The sequence below is a fragment of the Actinoalloteichus hymeniacidonis genome (assembly GCF_014203365.1).
Taxonomy (GTDB): domain Bacteria; phylum Actinomycetota; class Actinomycetes; order Mycobacteriales; family Pseudonocardiaceae; genus Actinoalloteichus_A; species Actinoalloteichus_A hymeniacidonis.
On sequence record NZ_JACHIS010000001.1, the window covers coordinates 5,588,156 to 5,609,744 of the forward strand.

Annotated in this window: 21 protein-coding genes, 1 pseudogene and 1 riboswitch; of the genes and pseudogenes, 10 read left to right on the forward strand and 12 right to left on the reverse strand. The window is 66.2% G+C overall.

Features of this window, described 5'->3' with window-relative positions; all coding sequences use genetic code 11:
* Nucleotides 1-193 precede the first annotated feature (193 nt).
* Nucleotides 194-285, reverse strand: a riboswitch (SAM riboswitch).
* A 545-nt stretch (nt 286-830) separates the two neighbouring features.
* Together BKA25_RS23605 and BKA25_RS23610 are read left to right on the forward strand one after the other, a co-directional pair.
* Nucleotides 831-2,030, forward strand: a complete 1,200-nt coding sequence (locus tag BKA25_RS23605) for an NAD(P)/FAD-dependent oxidoreductase (protein WP_069846547.1) — start codon at nt 831-833, stop codon at nt 2,028-2,030.
* The gene (locus tag BKA25_RS23610; RefSeq protein WP_069846545.1) at nt 2,030-2,962 is read left to right on the forward strand and encodes a sigma-70 family RNA polymerase sigma factor; all 933 of its coding nucleotides are present in this window, start codon (nt 2,030-2,032) and stop codon (nt 2,960-2,962) included. The genes BKA25_RS23605 and BKA25_RS23610 overlap by 1 nt, the downstream gene beginning before the upstream one ends.
* A 35-nt stretch (nt 2,963-2,997) precedes the next feature.
* Here the strand turns inward: BKA25_RS23610 and BKA25_RS23615 are convergent, their stop codons facing one another.
* The 3 genes from BKA25_RS23615 to BKA25_RS23625 form a co-directional block, all read right to left on the reverse strand.
* Nucleotides 2,998-3,558, reverse strand: a complete 561-nt coding sequence (locus BKA25_RS23615) for a hypothetical protein (RefSeq protein WP_069846544.1) — start codon at nt 3,556-3,558, stop codon at nt 2,998-3,000.
* 360 nt (nt 3,559-3,918) lie between these two features.
* Complete coding sequence (locus tag BKA25_RS23620) at nt 3,919-4,404, reverse strand: hypothetical protein (RefSeq protein ID WP_069846541.1); 486 nt, start codon at nt 4,402-4,404, stop codon at nt 3,919-3,921.
* Entirely contained in the window at nt 4,401-4,610 is a 210-nt protein-coding gene (locus BKA25_RS23625; RefSeq protein ID WP_069846539.1) for a hypothetical protein, read from the reverse strand. Before BKA25_RS23625 ends, BKA25_RS23620 begins: the two co-directional genes overlap by 4 nt.
* A 264-nt stretch (nt 4,611-4,874) precedes the next feature.
* On the opposite strand from BKA25_RS23625, the gene BKA25_RS23630 reads away from it, so the two are divergent.
* Entirely contained in the window at nt 4,875-5,714 is an 840-nt protein-coding gene (locus BKA25_RS23630; RefSeq protein WP_069846538.1) for a helix-turn-helix domain-containing protein, read from the forward strand.
* Entirely contained in the window at nt 5,711-5,911 is a 201-nt protein-coding gene (locus tag BKA25_RS23635) for a DUF397 domain-containing protein (RefSeq protein WP_069846536.1), read from the forward strand. The genes BKA25_RS23630 and BKA25_RS23635 overlap by 4 nt, the downstream gene beginning before the upstream one ends.
* A gap of 139 nt (nt 5,912-6,050) precedes the next feature.
* Here the strand turns inward: BKA25_RS23635 and BKA25_RS23640 are convergent, their stop codons facing one another.
* From BKA25_RS23640 to BKA25_RS23660, 5 genes are all read right to left on the reverse strand, one after another.
* Entirely contained in the window at nt 6,051-6,413 is a 363-nt protein-coding gene (locus BKA25_RS23640; protein WP_069846534.1) for an immunity protein CdiI family protein, read from the reverse strand.
* Nucleotides 6,414-6,428: 15 nt separating this feature from the next.
* Entirely contained in the window at nt 6,429-6,758 is a 330-nt protein-coding gene (locus tag BKA25_RS23645; RefSeq protein ID WP_157420929.1) for an immunity protein CdiI family protein, read from the reverse strand.
* 20 nt (nt 6,759-6,778) lie between these two features.
* Nucleotides 6,779-7,114 (reverse strand): immunity protein CdiI family protein, encoded by a 336-nt coding sequence (locus BKA25_RS23650; protein ID WP_157420928.1) that lies wholly within the window; start codon nt 7,112-7,114, stop codon nt 6,779-6,781.
* A gap of 30 nt (nt 7,115-7,144) precedes the next feature.
* Nucleotides 7,145-7,870 (reverse strand): hypothetical protein, encoded by a 726-nt coding sequence (locus tag BKA25_RS23655; RefSeq protein WP_157420927.1) that lies wholly within the window; start codon nt 7,868-7,870, stop codon nt 7,145-7,147.
* Between the two features lie 87 nt (nt 7,871-7,957).
* A complete protein-coding gene (locus BKA25_RS23660; RefSeq protein WP_069846529.1) occupies nt 7,958-8,581 on the reverse strand; it encodes a TetR/AcrR family transcriptional regulator in 624 nt (207 codons plus the stop codon).
* Nucleotides 8,582-8,693: 112 nt separating this feature from the next.
* Between BKA25_RS23660 and BKA25_RS23665 the strand changes: the two genes are divergently transcribed.
* The 3 genes from BKA25_RS23665 (at nt 8,694) to BKA25_RS28515 (ending at nt 13,767) form a co-directional block, all read left to right on the forward strand.
* Nucleotides 8,694-9,473, forward strand: a complete 780-nt coding sequence (locus BKA25_RS23665; protein WP_069846528.1) for a glucose 1-dehydrogenase — start codon at nt 8,694-8,696, stop codon at nt 9,471-9,473.
* Nucleotides 9,473-9,886: a nitroreductase/quinone reductase family protein gene (locus BKA25_RS23670; protein WP_069846526.1), complete on the forward strand. Its 414-nt coding sequence runs from the start codon at nt 9,473-9,475 to the stop codon at nt 9,884-9,886. The genes BKA25_RS23665 and BKA25_RS23670 overlap by 1 nt, the downstream gene beginning before the upstream one ends.
* Before the next feature lie 506 nt (nt 9,887-10,392).
* Nucleotides 10,393-13,767, forward strand: coding sequence for a DUF4132 domain-containing protein (locus BKA25_RS28515; RefSeq protein WP_069846525.1), 3,375 nt, complete (start codon nt 10,393-10,395; stop codon nt 13,765-13,767).
* A gap of 39 nt (nt 13,768-13,806) precedes the next feature.
* Here BKA25_RS28515 and rsmA read toward each other — a convergent pair whose 3' ends face one another.
* From rsmA to metG, 4 genes are all read right to left on the reverse strand, one after another.
* Entirely contained in the window at nt 13,807-14,622 is an 816-nt protein-coding gene (gene rsmA, locus BKA25_RS23680; RefSeq protein ID WP_216637837.1) for a 16S rRNA (adenine(1518)-N(6)/adenine(1519)-N(6))-dimethyltransferase RsmA, read from the reverse strand.
* 104 nt (nt 14,623-14,726) lie between these two features.
* On the reverse strand, nt 14,727-15,842 hold the full coding sequence (locus BKA25_RS23685; protein ID WP_069846523.1) for a resuscitation-promoting factor: 1,116 nt from the start codon (nt 15,840-15,842) through the stop codon (nt 14,727-14,729).
* A gap of 287 nt (nt 15,843-16,129) precedes the next feature.
* On the reverse strand, nt 16,130-16,963 hold the full coding sequence (locus BKA25_RS23690; protein ID WP_069846521.1) for a TatD family hydrolase: 834 nt from the start codon (nt 16,961-16,963) through the stop codon (nt 16,130-16,132).
* A 45-nt stretch (nt 16,964-17,008) separates the two neighbouring features.
* Nucleotides 17,009-18,802 (reverse strand): methionine--tRNA ligase, encoded by a 1,794-nt coding sequence (gene metG, locus BKA25_RS23695; protein WP_172803724.1) that lies wholly within the window; start codon nt 18,800-18,802, stop codon nt 17,009-17,011.
* 88 nt (nt 18,803-18,890) lie between these two features.
* On the opposite strand from metG, the gene BKA25_RS23700 reads away from it, so the two are divergent.
* The 3 genes and pseudogenes from BKA25_RS23700 to BKA25_RS23710 all read left to right on the forward strand — a co-directional run bounded on the left by BKA25_RS23700 (nt 18,891) and on the right by BKA25_RS23710 (nt 21,311).
* Nucleotides 18,891-19,439, forward strand: a complete 549-nt coding sequence (locus BKA25_RS23700) for a PadR family transcriptional regulator (RefSeq protein WP_172803723.1) — start codon at nt 18,891-18,893, stop codon at nt 19,437-19,439.
* Between the two features lie 127 nt (nt 19,440-19,566).
* A pseudogene (locus BKA25_RS23705) lies at nt 19,567-20,513 on the forward strand (ABC transporter ATP-binding protein).
* Between the two features lie 51 nt (nt 20,514-20,564).
* Nucleotides 20,565-21,311: an ABC transporter permease gene (locus BKA25_RS23710; RefSeq protein WP_069846518.1), complete on the forward strand. Its 747-nt coding sequence runs from the start codon at nt 20,565-20,567 to the stop codon at nt 21,309-21,311.
* Nucleotides 21,312-21,589: the final 278 nt, after the last annotated feature.

The following is a 21,589-nucleotide window of genomic DNA, read 5'->3' on the forward strand; positions in this document are numbered from 1 at the left end:
GCTCCACGACGCCGGGCCGCGCGAAAGGCGGCACGCTGAGACCGCCCCCATCGGGGGCGGTGAGAAAGGGCGACGAAATTCCGGTGGGTTCTAAGCTCGGGTTGACTCGAGGTAGACCCGACAGCCGGAAGCGGTTCGACGACACTGGTCGACCACACGTCGGCGCGTGAGCATGAAGCGAACTAACACTACGACTCCATCGGTCCTGGCGTTAGCACCTGCCCAACGAGTGGGTGGTTGCTGCGGCGTCATAGAGCCAGGTCTCTCAGCCGCTCAGGATGGTCGGTCTCACTGAGTAAAACCGACGAGCGAGTGTGAACGCAAGTAGATTCAGGCCACATCGGCACAACGGCACCCGTTTCGCCCAACGTGAAAGCGCTTCGGCGCGGGCTCCAGGCACGAGGTCGGGCAGCCAGAGCGTGTCGGAGGACACGCACAGCGAACGCGATCGGTTGGCAGCACGCCGTCGGGTCGGGTCGCCGCCCGGACGCTCGGACCACTCGGGTTCGGCCTGGGCAGCAGGGATTCTCCACCCGCGTTCGTCGTCTTCGAAGCAACGAGCGCGATCCCCTGCCGGGTTCGGGGATTCGCTGCACCGACTCGGGATCAACGCGGTGATCTCGCAGGAGGATGCCCGGTGACCGCCCTTGGGCAAAGTTCGGCGGCCCGACCGGCCGACTCGATGATGGCTCGCCCGAATCGTTCGTATCGCGCCGAACGAGCGCACGGCGACGATCCCGGACATCAGTGACCCAAGTCACTCTTCGGCCGTGTCAGGAATCCCGGTGCCATCTCGTTCTGGGTGCGAACGTAGAGACAGGAGCAGGAGAATGCGCCATCGCATCGTTGTCCTGGGGGCCGGATACGCCGGGGCCTTCGCCGCCGGATACCTCGCCCGTCACCTTCACCCCGACGACTTCGACATCACCGCCGTCAACGCCGAATCCCACTTCGTCGAGCGGATGCGCCTGCACCAGCTCGCCGCAGGCCAGGATGCGCCCCGCCATGAATTGGCGAAGGTGTTCGCAGGCACGAGCCTCCGGCTGCGAGTGGCGCGTGTCACCGCCGTCGATGTCGAGCACCGAATCGTCACCGTCGAAGACCGTGCTGGCACCGAACGACTCGAGTACGACACCCTCCTCTACTCGCTCGGCAGCACCACCGCCGACCACGGCGTCCCCGGCGTGGCCGAACACGCCTTCCATATCGCCGAACGGCAGCCGACACTGCGATTGCGTCGCAGGCTGGGCGAGCTGGCCGAGAATGGAAGGGTGCTGGTGGTGGGCGGCAATCTGACCGCGATCGAGGCCGCTACCGAGATCGTCGAGGCTCACCCCGAACTACAGGTCACCCTCGCAACCAGCGGCGAGCTGGGCGGCTGGCTGAGCCCGAAGGCTCGCCGTCATCTGTTTCGTGCCTTCGACCGATTCGGCATCACAGTGCACGAGCACACCACCATCGGCCGGGTCGAGGCCACGGGGGCCGTCGCCTCCGATGGCACGACCCTCGCTTCCGACGCGACCGTGTGGGCGGCGGGTTTCTCCGTCCATCCCATCGCCGCCGCGAGCGGTCTTGATGTCGAACACGATGGCAGGATCACCGTCGACCGTCTGATGCGCTCGGTCTCGCACCCCGAGGTCTACGCCGCCGGTGACAGCGTCCATGCCGTCGGCGATAACGGCAGTCCGCTGCCGATGTCGTGCGCTTCGGCGGGATTCACCGCCAGGCAGGCAACGGCCGCGATCGTCGGGGACCTGACCGGTCGGAAGATCTCGAAGATCCCGATGGCATACCTCGGAAACTGCCTCAGCCTCGGACAACGGGATGCGATCTTCCAGGCGGTCGATGGCGAGGCGCACTCGAGGTCCTGGTCTCTCCGGGGCCGGCCTGCCGCGCGTCTCAAGGCTGGAGTGCTCAAGAACGTCGTGTGGAGCACCTGCCATCCGACCTACGGGCTGCCGAGCCGCAAACTCCGGCTGACCACCGCGGATCGTTCGGTCGGCCGCGATAGGCACGCAGAGTCGCTCTGATGGACACTGCTCACCTGGGGTATTTCGAGGTCAACCGGGATCGGTTGGCCTCGATTGCCTACCGACTGCTCGGCTCGGCCGCCGATGCCGAGGACGCCGTGCAAGACGCATTCCTGCGCTGGCAGTGCGCAGACCGATCACACATCGAGGTACCCGAGGCGTGGCTGACCAAGGTAGTCACCAATCTGTCTCTCGACCGCCTCCGGTCGGCGCAGCTGCGGCACGAGCGCGCGGTCGGCGACTGGCTGCCCGAACCACTCCTGGACGGTGACCCGATGCTGGGCCCGGCCGACACCGTCGAACAGCGGGAGTCGGTGACGCTGGCGGTGCTGGTGCTCTTGGAGAGCCTGACGCCGATCGAGCGGGCGGTCTATGTTCTCCGCGAGGCCTTCTCCCATAGCCATGCCGAGATCGCCACGATCCTCGACATCACCGAGTCCGCGAGCCAACAGCACACCCACCGGGCTCGACGTCATGTCGCCACCAAGCGGACCCTCGGTGCAGTCGACGGTGCCGCCGCGCGCCGCATCGTCGAGGCCTTCGTCAACGCCGCCGCCTCGGGCGACACCGAACGCCTGGTGGCGTTGTTGACCGACGACGCGACCGCGATCGCCGACGGGGCCAACTGGACCACGAAATTCACCCGTTACTCGGTTCCCGATCGAATCGCCGCAGCCATACGCGCCAACTTCAAGCCGACTCCGGCGAGGCGAAAGCTGCTGGGCGGCGCCCCGGCCATCCACGCCGCCGTGGTCAACGGCTCCCCCGCACTGGTCGTGACACTCGAAGATCGGGTGCGCGGGCTCGCCGTTCTGGAGATGCGCGACGGCAAGGTCTCGGCCGTGCGCAGCATGGGAACCACCGCCCGTTTCGGTCGGCTCATCAAGGAATGGCGCCGACGCGAACACGACGCGCCCCTCATGGAATGGTGATTCTTATGTCCCCTGCCAGCGTGTTTCCGCCGGTCTCAGCGGTAGGCGCGGCGTGGCCGGCGCTCGGAACGGAAGACCAACAGCCCCAGCGGTACTACATCGCACCGGTACCGCAGCGGCGTGGCTGGCACCGATAACGAGCCGATCAGGCAGGCAACGCAGGGCGCGCCGTCGCCGGGAACGAGCCGTTCCAGGCCGTCGCCGAGGCGGAATGTCGTGCCACACAGGGCAACGAGGCGGGTTGCGGTGACGCCATCGGCGGGCACGATATGCACCTGAACTTCCCCGGATCTGCGGACGAACCAGCGGACCGCGTCATCGGAGGCCGGCGGATCGACTTCGCCGAGGTGGATGGCTCGGCAGTCGTGACAGTCCTCGACATGGGTACTGGGGATTCCCGGCTCGACCTCGGCGGGTGGTGGACCGAACAGGACCCCGGCTCCGCAGAGCGCGATTGCCCGGTCGCCGTCAATGGGCAGCAGTTCGCCCGCGTCGACGAAAACCTTGTGTCGTTGCAGGATCAGCCCTGCTTCCGGCGCCGCGACCTGATCGATCAGCAGAGGTTCGCCTGCGGTGTCGGCCGGCAGCTCGCTCATCGGGTCACCGCCGCATGCAGATAGGGACGCACTCGGGCGGCCCGGAGTTGTCGGACCGTGCCGACGACGAAGAACGTGGTGATCGTGGGTTCGGGTTTCATCGGATCACCGCCCGCGCACGACGAATCGGCACGATGACCGTGCCGGTCTCCGCTGGTCTATCGAGGACGGAACATGCGGGGCACGGTTGGTCCTCGTAGTAGCACTCTTCGATCGGCCACCGGTTGAGTGCGACGAAACGAGATCCCCCGCACGCAGGCCACACCACCACCGAGCCGTCCCGCTGTTCGCTTCGACCAAGGTGGGTATCGCCCATCTGTACCGAACGAACGAACCACCAGGGCGCATGGAACGGATCGCTCATCCTCGGCCCCCGTTTCCAGCGGTGGCCACGATGGCGCTGGCTTGAGGAGAACCCGACTCCGGCCCATGTTCCGCAGCGTTTTCGGCACGCAACAACGTGATCGAGTCGGCCAGCGCGAAACCAGCCTGTGGGACGTCGTCGAACAGAATGCGCCAGCAACCGATCGGCTGTGCGGTCCCGAGAATCGCTAGATCGACATGCTGAGCGGTCGGGGTCACGACCAGGTGCCGCCCGACCAATCCGCTGCCCACCGCGGGCAGTTCGATCGGCCGACCTTGCGGGCGCAGCGCGGCAAGTAGCCGGCGAGCATCGGTGACGGTGAGTGCCACCAACACCGGAGTCAACGGCCTGCGAGTCGCCTCGATCAACACGTGGTCCCGCGCTCGATTGCAGCTGACCACCAGCGATTCCCGCTTCTCGACGATGCCCTGCAACCGCGCGGGCACCGACACCGACCAGTCGGCCGGATCACGAAACCTCACGACCGCACCCCCACCGGCACGCCGCCCACCAGCACTGGGCGATAGCCCGACTGCTGCGCTTCCAAGGCGCAGCGCGCCAGAATCGTCATCACCGACACCGAACGCACCCGCTTCGGTGCGACTCGTTTCGGCGGCCGGTAGCCCCACCAGGCCAGCGCAAGCCCGAGGACGACCAGGGCCGAGCCGCAGGCAACCAGCGCGATCATGACGCGCCGCTAACAGACGAAGCCAGAAGCCCGTTCAGTGTGTGCTTGGCGCTCCCGCCTTTGGCTCCTCGCAGGGTGATCGCGTTCCCCGAGCGGAAGCACGTTCGCTGAACGCTCTCGAATGAGCAGTACATGCACATCCTCCACAGATCGACTCCAGAGACTTAGTGACTCCGGAGTCAGTATCCAGTTGCGGAGTCGGTGGATACAATTCCCCAATTGGGGGAGACTCAACGGACTATGGAGCGCCCGTACGCTCGTCCCATGGCCACGCCGAAGTCCCTGGCACTCGCGAATGAGTTGCGTCGTCACCGAGAAGCTGCGGGCGCCAGTGCGCGACAACTGTCGCTCCAAGCTGGGCTATCGCACTCGACGGTCGCGCGATGGGAATCCAACGTTCGAGCGCCCAGCCCGACTGACCTCGCTGCGGTTCTAGCTCTACTCGGCGTGGATGCAACAACCCGCGACGAGTTGATCGCCATGGCGACAGACGTCGATGGCCGCCAGTGGGTCGCAACGGGGTTGCCCGAGCAAGCACGTGCGCTACGCGCGCTGCTCGAAGCGGAACGCGACGCGTGCCGGGTCGTCACCGTCGCGCCGTTGCTAGTCCCCGGAATGTTGCAGACTTCCGACTACGCGAGGGCTATCTTCACCGCGGGCGATGTGCCCGACGAAGAGATTGAGACTCGTGTCCGAACGAGGGTTGGACGGCGCGAAAACTTCACCGGTCGACGCGCCACCGAACTGGTAGCCATCCTCGGCGAGGCCGCGCTGCGGCGACCAATCGGTGGCCCGGAGACACAGATTGATCAGCTCTACGCCCTTATAGACCTCGCGGATCTACCCGCCGTCGATCTTCGTGTCATCGCGCTCTCCTGTCCGTGGAGCCCGGACTTGGAAGGCGCGTTCGATCTGTTCGACTTCCCGGATGACCGGGACTCGGTCGTCTGCGTTGAGCACCGACGGAGTTCGCTGTTCCTGCATGAACGTCGTGATGTTGACGCATACCGAGCCGCAGTCGCTAACGTCATGAATGTGGCGATGAGCCCGGTGGACTCGACCGGTCTCATCGGCGACATCATCAAGGAGATGGAGAAACCATGACGACGCAACCGCACAACCTCCCCATCTGGCGGAAGTCGAGCCGGTCCGAGAACGGCGGCAACTGCGTCGAGATCGGCCACGCGCCCGGCCTCGTCGGCATCCGCGACACCAAGAACAGAGCTGGCGGCACCCTCCACGTCGATCCAGCGACCTTCGGCGCGTTCGTGCTCTCGATCAAGGCCAACCGGCTCGGCTGAGGTCTGCGCGTAGTCGAGGCGGCGCCGCAGCGAGGAGAACCTGCGGCGTCGCCCGGGAGCGCGCGATATACGAGGTACGCAGCGGCGTTCTGAGCATGGCCCAATCTAGATTGAGGCCCCGCCCGACTCCGCCTTACAATCAGAAGACACAATCCCCTGCGGGGATAACACCATGAGCCCGATAATAGACCCGGCCAATTATCGGCGACTCAAGCTTCAGTCGCCCAGCAAGCTTCCGCCCCCTTTCAAGCCAAACCTTCTCCACCTCGGGCGAGGCAAAGCCAGCCGTCGAAAAATCCTCCCGGTCGAAAGCACATTGGTACTCTTGATCCCAACCCTGCAGCTCTCGAACTAGATCAGGGCCGAGTCGGAGAAATTCTATCGTCTCCTCGTCGATATAGTGATTCAAATCGTCATCAGGATCGCCACTGTCGTAGTAGAACGGCCCCTCTTCCAGGCCTACCAAGAGCGATACATCTATCAACGTCCTACCCAGATCCATTTTTTCTCCGAGACTTCATATCATGCACGACCCCTTCGGGATGCAGCCATAGGCTTGATAATCGACCCGCGCAACCACCGGCGACTCTTGCTTGAGGCGCACGGCCAACTCTTTTCCCTTTTGAACCCAATTCTTTTCAGCCTCTTCACTCGGAAAACCGGAAGCGCGGAAATCATCGCGATTGAAAGTCTGCTGGAACTCGTCGTCCCACGCCATCAAATCTGCGACCAGCTCTGGACCAATTTGGAGGAATTGGATGGTATCTTCGTCGATCCAATGGTTCAGCGAATCCTCGGGATCTCCGTTATCGTAGTAGAAGGGACCTTCATCCCAGCCACTCAACATGGACACCACGATAGGTTCGGTCAAATCATGCAACTTCCGTCCGGGATGCAACCGTTGGCCTGATAGTCAACTGCGGAAACGACCGGAGACTCGTTCTTCAACCACAAAGCCAACGCCTTCCCTCGCTCAACCCACTCCGCCTCTTTACTTGAGCTAGGAAATCCGGAAGCTCGAAAATCTTCCCTATTGAAAGTTGCCTGATACTCGTTGTCCCACGCGACAAGCTCACGGACCAGCTCAGGCCCGATCCGCAGGAAAGCTACCGTATCCTCGTCGATCCAATGATTCAACGAATCTTCAGGATCACCGTTGTCATAGTAGAATGGACCCTCATCCCAGCCAGTCAGGATCGTCACAACCACAGCCACCTTCATCCTTCCCCTACCTCAAGATCGATGCAGCCTCGCCCGGACTCTACGGCCCAGCGGCACCGGCATCGCACCAACAATAAATCCGTCGCGCACCGTGATCGCCACGCGTCGAAACCTCCCGCCATAGGCTACTTCATAAACCGGCCGATCCTGCCCTATATAGCCGACCTTAATTCCTTCCTCGAGCGCCACGAAGACCAAATTCACAATTTCGTCTCGCGAAATCCCAGACCGCTCGAAGTCTCTCACCCGAGAACGGCGAAGGATATGTTCCAATCCCCCATCTGAATGGCCCCGTTCCAACCACACCAGCCGCCCATTGCGCAGTCGTATCATGCGCACGACAGCATCGGGCTCCACGTGCATCCCTTTGCCCCGAAGCTCGTCGATCCACTCGGCGTAGTGATCCTTCACGTTATAGCCGGGCTGGCCTGACGGTAAAGCAGTTCCTGCGCCCACTTCAGCTCGTGCAAGCCCATGACCGGCGATCTCCCAACAGTAGGCGTCGATGATCTCTTGCGCGCCACGCAGCGCGGCCTCGCTCAATCGGACTTCGTCCGCCGCCGAATGCGCCAGCCGGTGGATCTGCGCCACCTGTGGCCAAATCGAACCCTTGGTAGCTCCGGCGAACACCTCGTGGCCTTCGATGATCGCCAGGTCCGCCACCGCCGTCGAGCGCAGCGCCTCGGTCAAGAGGTCATAGGCCCGCCGCAACTGCTCCACGATTTCGGTTACCGGCACGACACGCCTCCTCACCATGCGTAGGCACAGTCAGAAGATTGCCAGACGGGCGACCGGTTTCGCCATCGCCGTGGCGCCTCGGTCCGCCTACCGCAGCCGGTAGCGGGCGCCCATCGTGGCGACGGCGTCGTCGACCGCGGAGTCCACCTCGGCCGTGGTGGGGGCCCAACCGACGACGAGCAGTCGCGGCCAGAAGATGTAATTCGAGATCATGCCCATGAACTGGGTGGTGGCCATGACGGGATCCTCGATGCGGGCGGTCCCGGCGTCATGTTCTGCGGCGAGATAGCGCTGGACGGACTCGAAGAACGGCATCTTGCCGAGGTCGAAGTGGGTCGTGGCGAGCGCGGGGAATCGGGGCATCTCGGCGATGACGATTCGGTAGAGGCCGACCATCTCGGGTCGGGACATGAGTGCGGCATAACGGCGGCCGTACTCCCGCAGCCCACGTTCGAGGTCACCGGTCTGCGGTGCGGGACGCTGGTCATCGCCCGTGCTCCAGTGCTCGGTGACCATGGCCTCGAACAGGTTCGCCTTGGTGGGGAACTGCTTGAAGAGAGTGGCCTTGGAGACCTCCGCAGCCTCCGCGATCCCGGCCAGAGATGTGCCCGCGTAGCCGTTGTCGAGGAACAGGCCGGTGGCCGCACTGATGATCGCGGCTCGCTTCTGCTGCGCGAGCTGCTGGTGGTAGGTCCCGGTCCTCGTCGCCATGGGCTCATGATGCCCCAGCGCGCGAGGCGAATCACTTGACTCACCTCCTTGGCCGCGCCTACCTTGAAGGTAAGGCGAGTCACTCGACTCACCTCTACGAAGGAGCGCGCTCGTGCAGCGATTCGAGAACAGGACCGTCATCGTCACTGGTGCAGGCGGCGGGATGGGCAGCAGCCACGTGCGCGCCTTCCATGCTGCGGGGGCCAATGTCGTGGTGGCCGACCGGGAGACGGAACGCGGCGAGCAGCTCGTCGCAGCGCTCGGCCCTCGGGCGATGAACGTACGGCTGGATGTCACCAGCGAGACGCAGTGGACGGCAGCCATCACGGCAGTCCAGGAGCGCTTCGGGCCGGTGTCGGTACTGGTGAACAACGCAGGTATCCAGCAATCGGCAGCACCGATCGAACACACAGATCCAAGCGTGTTCCAGCGCGCCATGGACATCAATGTGACGGGCCAGTTTCTCGGTATCCGCGCGGTGACGCCGTCGATGCGCGCCGGGGGCGGAGGCTCGATCATCAACATCGCGTCGACCATGGGCAACGTGGGCACGGCCTACTACGCGGCCTACACCGCCAGCAAATGGGCCGTGCGTGGCCTGACGAAGACGGCGGCGCTGGAGCTCGGCCGGGACGGGATCCGGATCAACTCGGTGCACCCCGGCGTGGTCTCGACACCGCTGATCAATACCCCGGTAGCCCCGGGCGAGCGCCCGATCTCGGACTTCTATTCACCCGAGCCGTATGCGATCCCGCGCATCGGCCAACCCGAGGACATCTCCCGCCTGCTCCTGTTCCTTGCGTCCGACGAGGCGTCGTACGCGACCGGCTCGGAGTTCGTGGTCGACGGCGGGCTGCTGCTCGGACCTGCTCTGCAGTACGAGGCGGCCTGATGGACTCCGCAGTCCGCGCAGCGATCGAGATCACGCCCGCCGCCACGACGCGGGAGCGGATCATCGACATCACGACCACCGGCCGACGCACCGGTTTGCCCCGCCGCATCGAGATCTTCTTCTACCACGTCGCAGAACGCACCTACCTGTGCAGCGGCACCGTGCCCTCGCCCCGCTGGTACGTGAATCTGGTGGCGAACCCCGCGTTCACCTTCCACCTCAAGCACGGGGTGCGAGCGGACCTACGGGCCACCGCGCGGCCGGTCACCGAGGAGCAGGAGCGTCGTGCCGCGCTCGGCGAGATCGTCGCCGACCTCAACCAGCCGGCCAATCCGGGCACCCTGGCCCAACCCGTGCGGCTGGAGGATTGGGTGCGGCACTGCAAGCTGGTCGAGGTGTCCTTCCTCGACTAGATAGTTCGTCCGCCTAGCCTGCACAAGCACTCAAGCCAGACATCGGCCGCCTCGGACGTGGCTTGCCGCGCACCGGCGCCGGCGCGGAACAGGCCGGTGCAGCAGGCAGCCACAGCCAAGGGGGTTGCCGGTGTCACCCTCGCCAGGCGCAGGCGCAGCGAAGAGGCCACAAACCGGCAACGAGTCCTCCGGTTAAACGGAGAATGCGCCGGATCCGGCACGCCTGATCACACCATTCGGCGGCAACAAATTTGGTTGTGATATTCGCGCGAGTATCCCGACAATTCGGATCCGCGCCGTTCCACCTGCGATTCCCCGGCTAACCGCCACCCAATACGCCAAAGTGCCCCATAGTGTCGGCGGGCTGTCTTACCCTGCCGACCACAGCTTCGCCGAAAGCGAATGCTGCTGGGGACTCGTGGCGATACATCAAGCAACACGAATCGCACATCGCTGGTGGTGGTCGCGTTCCTCTTTCGATGCCGCCGAGCCAGAAAGCGTCCGCCGTGACCGATCCACTCCCCGCCGACGAAGACGTTCTCGTGCTGCCGCCCGAGTGGTTTCCCCACCTCGCCCCTCGGCGTGGCGGGCACCTGCTTCCGGTCGTGCCCATCAAGAAGGCGATCGAGAAGGCGGACAAGCTCGTCGCCGCCGCTCAGGAGACCATCGAACAGCGGCTCCTGGGGAACACAGCGTGGGCGCGCTTCACCGCAGCGGCGCGCGAGCATCAGGCGGGAAATCCTTCGCCGTTGGGCGCGGCCGTGCTTGCCGGGATCGTGGCGAGCACCCTCACCGACGCCAAGCTGCAACGGCTGGAGGTGTTCGCCGACGCCTGGGCCGCCGCGCACGGGGTGGTCTTCGCGGCGGAAGCCGTCGCCGAGTTAGCCGACATGACCGTGACCTCGGCGTACTCCGGTTCGGCGCGATCCTGGCGGGGCAGCAACAAGACCCACCTGTTGGAGGGTCCACGCCTGCGTTCCCGCGACGAGCAGCACGTCGACCGATGGCCTGGCGAACCGATCGCACGCCGGGTTCGCGCCCTGCTGGCCGAGGCGGACGAGGCGCTCTATCGGCGGGCTGTTCACGCCCTCGAACCGAGGCCACACGGCCGTTTCCGCAACGTCGTCACGGCGTTCCTACTGCCGACCGAACAATGGCAGCAGCACGAGGACAGGGGCATCGGCGCCGCTGAAGTCGAGTTGCGACTGCAGACCACCACGTCGTTCACCGAGGTCGCGCTGCTGCTCAGCCACACCGAGGGCGTCCGGCGCGCCTACGAGAACAATCCGCGTGGACTGGTGTTCACCCTGGTGGAAGGGCTCGCAGGGTCGGCCCACCCCGAGAAGCTCGCCGCGTTGCTGCACGGGATGCGTTCACAGTCCAAGGGAATCCGGGCGTGGTCGGCCCTCTCCGAGGCGTTGGCGGTGGTTCCCACGGACGACGCTTTCCTGGCGTTGGTCGGCGTCGGACTCGCCGACCCGCTGGTGAGTGCGGCTCACCGTTTCCCGCGCCGCGCACTGCGATTGCTTGCCAAACCCGTCGAAGACGAGGGCTTCTCGGAGCGAGCCATGCTGTTGCTTCGGCGGCTCGCGAACTCGTACCCCGAACTGGCTGCGGAGATCCTCGCGAAGCCGTCCACTACAGGGCGGGAGCGGCTGGCAACAGCCATCCACGCCACAGCCGCACCGGAAGCCGAACCGGCCACCGTGCCTGCCTTACTGGCCGAACCACCGTGGAGCCGTGCAGGCGCGGTCAGCGCCGATACCACCGTGGTCGAAGGACTCACCCCTGCCGCCGGAACCACCGTTCGTTGGGCGCCGGGTGAACGCGCGGCCTGGCGGTGGCAGAACTTCCAGGTCGCCAGCAGTTCCCGGACCGGATTCGAAACACGGGCAGCCTCGATCACGAAGTCGCTCGATCAAGGAGACCTATCCGGCGGGAATACCGCCTGGCTGTTCGCCAACGGACCGATGGACCTCATCGAACCCCTCATCCGAGACGATCGGACCAAACTCGACAGTTGGGAGCTGATCGGCCACGGTCGACGGCTGGCCGCCCGCCACGGGACGGCGCTGGCCGAGAAGCTACGCCGAGCAGCTGCGGAGGAACCCCGAAATGCCGGGCACACCCTGTTGCCGTTCTGCGACGCCGCCACCGCCACCCTGATGGCCCACTGGCGGGCCCGACGGCCCGTGCTGCGGCACCTCGCCGACACCTGGCTGGCCCGTCATGGGTCGGAGGCGGCGACACTCCTGATCCCGGCGGCCCTCGGCCCCCTCGGCCGGGACCGGCTCCACGCCAGGCAAGCGCTGTGGGTTGCCGCCCAAGGCTGCGAATCCGCCGTCATCGAGGCCGCAGGCGAACACGGCACCGCAGTCCAGCAATCGATCGCCACGCTGCTGGCCACCAATCCGCTGCTCGACGGCGCACCCGCCGAGGAAGCCGTGCCCGAGCCCGCAGCCGCAGTTTGGGTCGACGTCGAGGTGCTCCCGCCGGTCCTGTTGTCCTCCGGGGAACAACGGCTGCCCGACGCCGACGTCCGCACCCTGCTCCACGTGCTGCAACTCCCATGGCTCTCCCGCTCGAGCAAGGCGCTCGTCGAATTCCACGCCCGGTGTGATTCGAGGTCGCTCGCGGAGTTCTGCTGGCAGCTGTTCCTGGCGAAGTTCCGGATCGATCAACAGGAGGGCGAGAACTGGGAGAAGGCACTCGGCTGCCCGGCGACCAGCTGGGTGGCCCGCGCCCTCGGCTGGTTCGGCGACGACCAGACCGCCCGCGACATCGTCGAGTTGCTGCGCCACCACAAGGGCAAGGATCTGACCACCTCGCTGTTCACCGCGCTGGCGGACATCGGGACCGATCGGGCCTGGAGTCACCTCATCCGGTCGGCTCGGCGTGGCCGGGCCGGCCGCGAGCACGCCGAACTGCTGCTGGCCGCCCACACCTACCGGCAAAGCTGCTCCACGGCCCAGCTCGCCGATCAGGTTGTGCCGAGACTGGGCTTCTCTGCCGCAGGCACACTCACGGTCGACTACGGAGTCCGCCAGTTCGCGTGCGGACTTAACGATGGACTCCAAGTGGTCATCACGGATGGTGCAGGCAAAACCCTCAAGACCCTGCCCCGCCCGGTGCAGAAGGACGAACCGACCGCCGCGGCACAGGGCTATCAACGCCTACGCGAGCTGCGCGACGACCTGAGCCGGATCGCCGAAGAACTGGCTCAGCGGCTCGAACGCGAACTGGTCCAGCCCACAGACCGCAACAGCGCCCAGTTCCGTGCCCAGCTCGGACACCCCATTCTCTGCCCGATGTGGCGCGGACTGGTGTGGCTCGCCATCGACGCCGAAGGCACCCAGCGAGCGTTCCGGGTCGCCGAGGATGGAACCTTTGCCGATGTCGAGGATGACGAATTCCATCTCGACGACCACAGCACCGTCACCCTCGCCCATCCCGCCCAGCTGGGCGATGACCTGCGACGCTGGACCGAACTCTTCGGCGAGTACAAGGTCATCCAGCCCATCGTTCAGCTCGGCCGCCCGGTGCACCGGCTCGAACCCGAGGAGCGTGGCGCCGTCGAACTCGCGCGTTACCAGGGCAAGAACATCGGGCACGGTCGATTCAAGGACCTGACCATCCGGGGCTGGGAGTGGGCAGAGGGACGGGTCGGCAAGCCCTTCGCTCGGCGGATGGGCGCCGTAATGGCCGTGCTGGAGTTCGAGCATTGGGATGGCGCATGGTCCGGCGATCTCGTGATCGCCAAGGTGCGGATCACCCGGCCGGCGGGCAGCGAGTTCCGCGACGACCACGGCCTGCCGCTGAGCGAACTCGGCCTGGCCGGGGAATCGGAACTGCTCAACGACCTGCACGACCTGTTCGCCTAGCGCCGCTACGCAGACCCGCAACGGACACCGCCGAGGGCCTCAGCTCTCGGCGGCTCGCGCCGCGGCGATGGCGGCGAACTCGGTGACGGTGAGCTGTTCGCCGCGCTGAGCGGGATCGATGCCCGCAGCGCGCAGCAGTCGTTCGGCCTCCGCAGCCGAACCGGCCCAGCCGGACAACGCGGCGCGCAGGGTCTTCCGGCGTTGGGCGAATGCCGCATCGACCACGGCGAACACCTCGCGCCGGGGCGCGTCGGCGGGCGGCTTCTCCCTGCGCTGGAACGACACCAGGCCCGAGTCCACATTGGGCACCGGCCAGAACACCCCACGCGGCACATTGGAGGTCCGCCGCACATCGGCATACCAGGCGGCCTTCACGCTAGGCACCCCGTACACCCGGCTGCCGGGTTCGGCCGCCAGCCGGTCGGCGACCTCGGCCTGCACCATCACCAGGCCGGAGCGCAACGAGGGCAACTGTTCCAGCAGGTGCAGGACCACCGGCACGGCCACGTTGTAAGGCAGGTTCGCCACCAGGGCGGTCGGCTCGCCGATCTCCTCGGCGCCGACCCGCATCGCATCGGCGGTGACGACCCGAAGCCGATCGGCCAGATCGGGGGCGCGCTGCGCCACGGTCGCCGGCAGTTTGGCCGCCAGCACCGGGTCGATCTCCACCGCGACGACCTCACGGGCATGCGGCAGCAGCGCCAGGGTGAGCGAGCCGAGACCGGGGCCGACCTCCAGAACGACGTCCTCGGCGGAGACACCCGCGATCCAGACGATCCGACGCACCGTGTTGGCGTCGTGCACGAAGTTCTGGCCCAGCTTCTTCGTCGGCCGGACGCCGATCTCCTCGGCCATCCGACGAACATCGGCCGGACCGAGCAGGGCGCTCGATCCGGCCGAAGACTGCGATTCGCTCACGCGCGGAGGTTACGGCATCGGCCGTATTCGCACCGACGACCTCACTGGGGAAGTCCCAGCTGGCTCGCGCAGTGCGGCCACGAGTTGTAGCGACCGCCGTTGGCGTCCCGCAGTTTGATCGCCACCGCGATCTGCTGCTCACGGGTCGCCTCGTTGGGGTAGGTGGCGTATTCGCCGCCGCCGTAGGCGTTCCAGGTCGGAAGGCCGAACTGAAGCCCGCCGTAGTACAGGCCGTTGGAGCTGATGATCTGCCAGTTACCGGTCGACTCGCACTGCGCGAGCCGGTCCCACACCTCTTCGTCGTCGATCTCGGGAACCTCGGGTTCCTTGGTTCCGATTCGAACGATCCTGGGTTCGGACTCGGTAATCGTCTCGACGGAGATCTCTTCGCGCTCGGTCTCCGCCCCGTTCACCGTGACCACGCGGTAGGTGACGAGTTCGACGCCGGGGACGCCTTCCTCCTCGACCTCCTCCTCACCTTCGAGGATCTCGGGATCCTCGATCTCCTCCAGCTCGGGTTCGATCTCGCGTTCCTCGGTCTGTTCCTCGCTTCGGGTCCTGGTGATCTCGACGAGTAGGCCGTTCTCCAACTCGGTGACCAGCGGTGGCTCCACCGAGTCCTGCTGTTCGAGGGCCAAGCCCTCGGATTCGAGTAGTTCCTCGACGGTGGTCGCGTTGGTGGACAGCTCCACCATCTCGCCGCCGCCGTCGATCAGTTGCACGAGCTTGGAGATGTTCAGCTCGACTTCGAGCCCCTCCAACGGGATGGGGGTGCTGTGTGGGAGGGACATCTCCTCGGGCTTGACCCGCATGTCCAGTTCGTCGAGGGCATCAGCGAGAGTCAGTGCCTGCGTCCAGACCTCGCGGGTCTCCTTGTCGATCTGCAGTGTGAGCAGCCTGCCACGCTTGAGCACGATGGCACTGCCGTCGGCGACGGAGGAGTCGGCCGAAGGCGCCACCGCATCGTGCTCGCCCGCTTCGAAACCCGCGCTGCTCAGCGCACCCGCCACGGTCGTGGCGAAGGTGCGGATCGAGTGTTGTTCGCCGTCCACGGTGATCGCGACAGATTTGTCCATCGCGATGGCGGTGCCGGAGCCGCTGATCAGGATGACCAGCACCGCGACCACCATGGCACGCAGCAACGTGCGTTTCTTCACCTGTAGTCCAGCCGTCGTGGTTCCGGGCAGGGGACTCCATTACCGAGTGTCGGGCCGATCGGCGCGATGTGATCAGCGCACTCATCAGTCCACACAAGGGATGTTCACCACGAAAGCGCGTGACCCCGACTTCGCACGCACTCCGCGCGGGACCACCAGGATTCCCCATCCCGGCTGTTGGCGATCACGGCACAATAACGAGCTTCACCGCCCCCCGCCAAGACCCCGCCGGAGGCTGTGTTGCCGATCACACGATTGATCGACCTTTTCGTGACCAACGGTGAACCCTAGCTCACGGATCGCAGACGAAATGCTCGTTCCGCGTTCGCCGTCAGGATTCCGGCCATCGTCGCGTCGGACACGCCTCGGACTTCGGCGAGCGCCCGCACGGTGTAAGCGGCGCAATAGGGTTCATTCGGCCTACCCCGGAACGGATGCGGCGTCAAGAATGGCGCATCGGTCTCGACCAACAACTGTTCCTCGGGCACCAGCGCGGCGGCTTCTCGCAGGTAACCGGCATTGCGAAACGTCATGGTTCCCGCGAAGGACAACAGATATCCGGCGGCCGCACAGCGCTTGGCGAAGTCGACGTCGCCGGAGAAACAATGGAAGACCACCGTCTCGGGAGCGCCCTCTTCGGCCAGTACCCGCAGAATGTCCTCGTGCGCGTCGCGGTCGTGAATCATCAACGGCTTACCGAGGCTCTTCGCCAACTCGATATGCCAGCGGAACGCCTCCTGCTGGGCGACGGGTGGCGAGTAGTCCCAGTAGTAGTCGAGGCCGGTCTCGCCGATGGCCACCACCCTGGGCTGCGCCGCCAGCGCCGCGAGCTCTGATCGCTGCTCATCGGTGAAGTCGGCTGTGCGGGTCGGATGCAGGGCCACGGCGGCGAAGACCCGCTCGTCCCAACCGGCGGCCTGCACCACCCAACGCGCCGACTCGACGTCGTCAGCCACGGTGATCACCCGGCCGATGCCTGCGGCCTCGGCCCGATCCACGATCGCGGCCACGTCGGCGGCGGTGCGAGCGCCACAGGCGTCCAGGTGGGTATGCGAATCCACCGCCTGCACCGGAAGTGGTTCCGGCGCAGGCGGTGGTGTGGTGTCACGCTGCCTGCTCATCCTGGCAGTCTTGCCTGCCGTGGGACGACCATGCTCATCGAGGGGTCACTTCTGGATGGGCGCCCATTCCGGTCCGGTCTCGCCCAGCTCGGCATCCAGCTTGGCGAACAGCGGGCTCGGCTTGGCCAGCGGCCTACCGATCTCGATCGGCACCGACTTCCACTCCGCCTTCTCCTGGGCGTAGTCCCCGGTGATGATCGGGTAGCTGCGGGACGGGTCGTCAAGGTCCTCGACCTCGCGCAGCTCCGGCTGCGCCGCCCACACGCCGGTGCCGCCGAGCAGCTCGTGCACCTTCTGCGCCGAGTGCGGCAGGAACGGCGTCAGCAGGGTGTTGGCGTCCGACACGACCTGCAGAGCGGTGTGCAGGATCGTGTCCCGCCGCTCCGGGTCGTCCTTGCGCTTCCACGGCTCCTCGTCGGAGATGTACTTGTTCGCCGCGCCGACCACCCGCATCGCCTCGGCGGCACCCGCACGGAATCGCGAACGCTTCAGGTGCTCGCCCACGACGTCGAAGGCGGCCTTGGCCGTGGCCTTCAGCTCCTCGTCGGCCGCTTGCGGCGCGCGAGCCTCCGGGACGGCACCGACGTTCTTCGCCGCCATGGACACCGCGCGGTTGACCAGGTTGCCCCACTCGTTGGCCAGCTCGAAGTTCGTGCGGCGCACGAACTCCTCCCAGGTGAAGTCGACGTCCTGGGTCTCGGGGCCTGCGGCGGAGATGAAGTAGCGCAGCGCGTCCGGGCCGAACTCCTTCACGAAGTCACGCAGGTAGATGACGGTGCCGCGCGAGGTGGAGAACTTCGAGCCGCTCATCGTGAGGAACTCGCTGGAGGCGATCTCGGTCGGCAGGTTCAGCTTGCCGTAGGCACCGGCCTCGCCGCCCTTGTCCCCCGCCCCGTTCTGGCCGAGCAGCAACGCGGGCCAGATCTGGGCGTGGAAGGTGATGTTGTCCTTGCCCATGAAGTGGACGATCTGCGCGGCCGGGTCCTGCCACCACTGCTTCCAGGCGTCCGCGTCGCCCGAGCGGCGGGCCCATTCCACGCTGGCGGAGAAGTAGCCGATCACCGCGTCGAACCACACGTAGAACCGCTTGAGCGGCTGATCGCGCCAGGTGTCCAGCGGGATCGGCACACCCCAGTCGAGATCTCGGGTGATCGGCCGGGGACGCATGTCGTCCACCAGGTTGCGGGTGAAGTTCAGGACGTTGGGCCGCCAGTCGGTCTTGGTGCCCAACCAGTCGGCCAGGGAGTGGCTGAACGCGGGAAGGTCGAGGAAGAGGTGCTCGGTCTCGACGAACTTCGGCGTCTCGCCGTTGATCCGCGACACGGGCTTGATCAGGTCGGCGGCGTCGAGCTGGTTGCCGCAGTTGTCACACTGGTCGCCCCTGGCACCGTCGTACGAGCAGATCGGGCAGGTGCCCTCGACGTAGCGGTCCGGCAGCGTGCGGCCCGTCGACGGGCTCACCGCGCCGGTCGTGGTCCTCGGCAGGATGTACCCGTTGCGGTACAACGCGAGGAAGAACTCCTGGACGACCTGGTAGTGGTTGCCCGAGGTCGTGCGGGTGTACATGTCGTAGGTGACGCCGAGATCGCGGAGATCCTCGCCGATGACCCGGTGGTACTTGTCCGCGGTCTGCTGCGGGGTGAGTCCCTCCTTGTCCGCCTGGACCAGGATCGGTGTTCCGTGCTCATCGCTGCCCGAGACCATGAGCACCCGGTTCCCCGCCATTCGCTGGTAGCGCGAGAAGACGTCTGAGGGGACACCGATACCGGAGACGTGACCGATGTGGCGGGGGCCGTTGGCATACGGCCACGCCACCGCGGTCAACACGGAAGAACTCATGCGTCAAAGACTACGAACCGCGCAGGCACCGACGCCATCGGGTTCCGTGAGAACGACGTCCGGGATCGTCGACCGGCATGATGAGGCCGTGTCTGCCACCCGGTTGTTGATGCTCGGATTGGTGCGGTCGTTCGGCAGGACCAATGGCTACCAGGTTCGACGGGAGCTGCTGAGCTGGAACGCCGACCGCTGGGGCAATGTCAATCCCGGCTCGATCTATCACGCGCTCAAACAATTGCGCGGCAACGGCTTGCTGCGCACCGTCGACGAGCCCGCGCGGCAATCGGGACGCCGGTCGGAGGGGATCTATGAGATCACCGAGGACGGCGAGACGGAATTCCTGCGCCTGCTGCGGGCCGCGCTCATCGAGGTGGACGACCCGCACTCCGGCGAGCTGGAGGCGGCGATCTCCTTCCTGCCGAACCTGCCCGCCGAGGAATCGGCGGCGCTACTGCGGCAGCGCCTGACGAAGCTGCAGCAGCGGCGCCGGACGCTGGCCGCCGACGTCGAGCAGCTGCCCGGCTGGGGCAAACCGGCGCAGGTCGGCGAGCTGTATCGGCTGTGGCACGGACAGACCGACGCGGAGATCCGCTGGTTGCGCGAGCTGATCGGCCGGATCGAGACCTCCGCCTCCTGATCGGTTCCCGCCGTCTCGCTCGCCGGGATCGGATGGCGGTCCGGCTCTGCGTGTTAATCAAATTTGACTAAACCGTGCCACGGGTGGACTCTGTGCTCAGGTTGGTCAAATTTGACTAGGAGCACTGATGATCAGAGCCCGAGGGCTCACCCACAGGTTCCGTCAGGGAAAAGACGAGTTCACCGCGGTCGACGGCATCGATCTGGACGTCGCTCCCGGCGAGTTCGTCGGCTTCCTCGGCCCGAACGGCGCGGGCAAGACCACCACGATGCGCATCCTCACCACGCTGCTGAAACCGACAGCGGGCGAGGCGACGATCGCGGGCTGCGACCTGCGCGCCGACTCCGCAGGCGTCCGCCGCCGAATCGGCTACAGCACACAGACCGGCGGCGCGGGCCCGGACTGCCTGGTCGGCGAGGAACTGGCCCACCACGGCAGGCTGCACGCGATTCCCAAGGCCGCCGCCCAACAGCGAGCGAACGAATTACTGGACAGACTCGACCTGCACGGCCTGGGCGGCCGCCGCGTCGACACGCTTTCCGGCGGACAACGCCGCAGGTTGGACATCGCGATGGGGTGATCCACGAACCGGAGCTGATCTTCCTCGACGAGCCGACCGCCGCCCTCGACCCACAGAGTCGACGCAACCTGTGGGACCACATCGCGGCCCTGCACGCCGAGACGGGCAAGACCGTCTGCCTCACCACGCACTACCTCGAAGAAGCGGATGCGCTGTGCGAACGCGTGCTGGTGATCGACGGCGGGCGCATCGTGGCCGAGGGCAACCCCGCACACCTGAAGAGCCAGGTTGCGGGCGACGCCATTCTGCTGGGCACCGACCGACCCGAGGCGGCGGCCGAGGTGCTCGGCACCATCCCCGCCGTGGCCGAACTGGCCACCGAGGCCCACGGGCTACGACTGCGCATCCCCGAGGGCAGATCGGTCCTGCCGGAGCTGCTTCGCGCACTCGACCACGCCTCGATCGTCCCGACCTCGGTGGAGATCCGGCAGCCCAGCCTCGACGACGTCTTCTTCCAGCTCACCGGCCGATCCCTGCGCGACGTGGGCAACTGATCGCACCGCATCGCTTCGCCCATCGCGCTACCAAGATGACAAGGAACCGACATGGCCCTCGCACACGACACCTGGCTGATCTTCATCCGAGCCCTGCGGCAAGCCGCCCGAAACCCCACCTGGGTGGTGGTCGGGTTGTCCCAACCGCTGGTCTACCTCGTTCTGTTCCGCCCGATGCTGGAACCGATGGCGGCCACCCCCGGCTTCCCTCCCGGCGATTCCTGGCAGGTCATGCTGGCCCTGCTCGCGCTGGCAGGCACCGGGTACGCGGGTTTCTCCCTGATCGCCGATCTGCGCAGCGGGGTCCAAGAACGACTTCGCGGCGCGCCGATCAGCCCGACCGCCCTGTTGTTCGGCCAAGTAGGCAAAGACCTGGTCGTCATCCTCGGCCAGGCCGCCCTACTGCTCTCGCTCGCGCTGGCCATGGGCCTGCGGGCCGCACCGCTGGGCGTGGTCGTCGGGGTGGCACTGACCATTCCCCTGGCCGTCACCATCGCGGTCACCTCGTACGTGCTGGCGCTGGGGCTGCGCAACGAGGACGCACTGTCGGGCGTGCTGTCCTCGATCATGATCCCGTTGATGCTGCTGTCCGGAATCCTGTTGCCGATCAGCCTCGCGCCGGACTGGTTGCACGCGATCTCCCGGGCCAATCCCCTCGCCTACATCGTCGAAGCGCAGCGGGCCGCGTTCCTCGGCGACCTCGGTCCCGAGGTCCTGATCGGTGGCCTGGTCGCGGTGGGCCTGCTCCTGCTCGCCGGCTGGTGGGGCACCCGAGCATTCCGCCGCGAGGCCGGGTGAGAACGAGTCCAGGATCGAGGCGGTAGCGAGGACGCTGGTCGGCACGATGACGGACCGACCCACCACGGCAAGGGGCGCGCGCCCTGGTCTGGGGACGTGCGCTGACTCTCATTCGGTGCTGAGCGCTATCGGATTCCGGTTCCAACCCGATAATCAATGGCCAAGTCCGGGTGTGTTCGTGCCGTTCACCGCTGGAGCCGTCCCGTCGGGCATAGACCGGTTGACCGAGGCCCTGTGGTCGGCAGCGGCGGTGGCGGGCCTGGCGACCAGGGAAGCAC

Coding starts and splice junctions, on each gene's coding strand:
- BKA25_RS23660 (WP_069846529.1), bottom strand. CDS start 8,581: ATGGCGACGAGGACCGGGACCTACCACCAGCAGCTCGCGCAGCAGAAG.
- BKA25_RS23710 (WP_069846518.1), top strand. CDS start 20,565: ATGGCCCTCGCACACGACACCTGGCTGATCTTCATCCGAGCCCTGCGG.
- metG (WP_172803724.1), bottom strand. CDS start 18,802: ATGAGTTCTTCCGTGTTGACCGCGGTGGCGTGGCCGTATGCCAACGGC.
- BKA25_RS23645 (WP_157420929.1), bottom strand. CDS start 6,758: ATGTTGAGTGGCTGGGATGAAGGTCCCTTCTACTACGATAACGGAGAT.
- BKA25_RS23625 (WP_069846539.1), bottom strand. CDS start 4,610: ATGATCGCGCTGGTTGCCTGCGGCTCGGCCCTGGTCGTCCTCGGGCTT.
- BKA25_RS23640 (WP_069846534.1), bottom strand. CDS start 6,413: ATGGATCTGGGTAGGACGTTGATAGATGTATCGCTCTTGGTAGGCCTG.
- BKA25_RS23690 (WP_069846521.1), bottom strand. CDS start 16,963: ATGAGCAGGCAGCGTGACACCACACCACCGCCTGCGCCGGAACCACTT.
- rsmA (WP_216637837.1), bottom strand. CDS start 14,622: ATGGCCGAGGAGATCGGCGTCCGGCCGACGAAGAAGCTGGGCCAGAAC.
- BKA25_RS23605 (WP_069846547.1), top strand. CDS start 831: ATGCGCCATCGCATCGTTGTCCTGGGGGCCGGATACGCCGGGGCCTTC.
- BKA25_RS23615 (WP_069846544.1), bottom strand. CDS start 3,558: ATGAGCGAGCTGCCGGCCGACACCGCAGGCGAACCTCTGCTGATCGAT.
- BKA25_RS23670 (WP_069846526.1), top strand. CDS start 9,473: ATGGACTCCGCAGTCCGCGCAGCGATCGAGATCACGCCCGCCGCCACG.
- BKA25_RS23630 (WP_069846538.1), top strand. CDS start 4,875: ATGGCCACGCCGAAGTCCCTGGCACTCGCGAATGAGTTGCGTCGTCAC.
- BKA25_RS23635 (WP_069846536.1), top strand. CDS start 5,711: ATGACGACGCAACCGCACAACCTCCCCATCTGGCGGAAGTCGAGCCGG.
- BKA25_RS23610 (WP_069846545.1), top strand. CDS start 2,030: ATGGACACTGCTCACCTGGGGTATTTCGAGGTCAACCGGGATCGGTTG.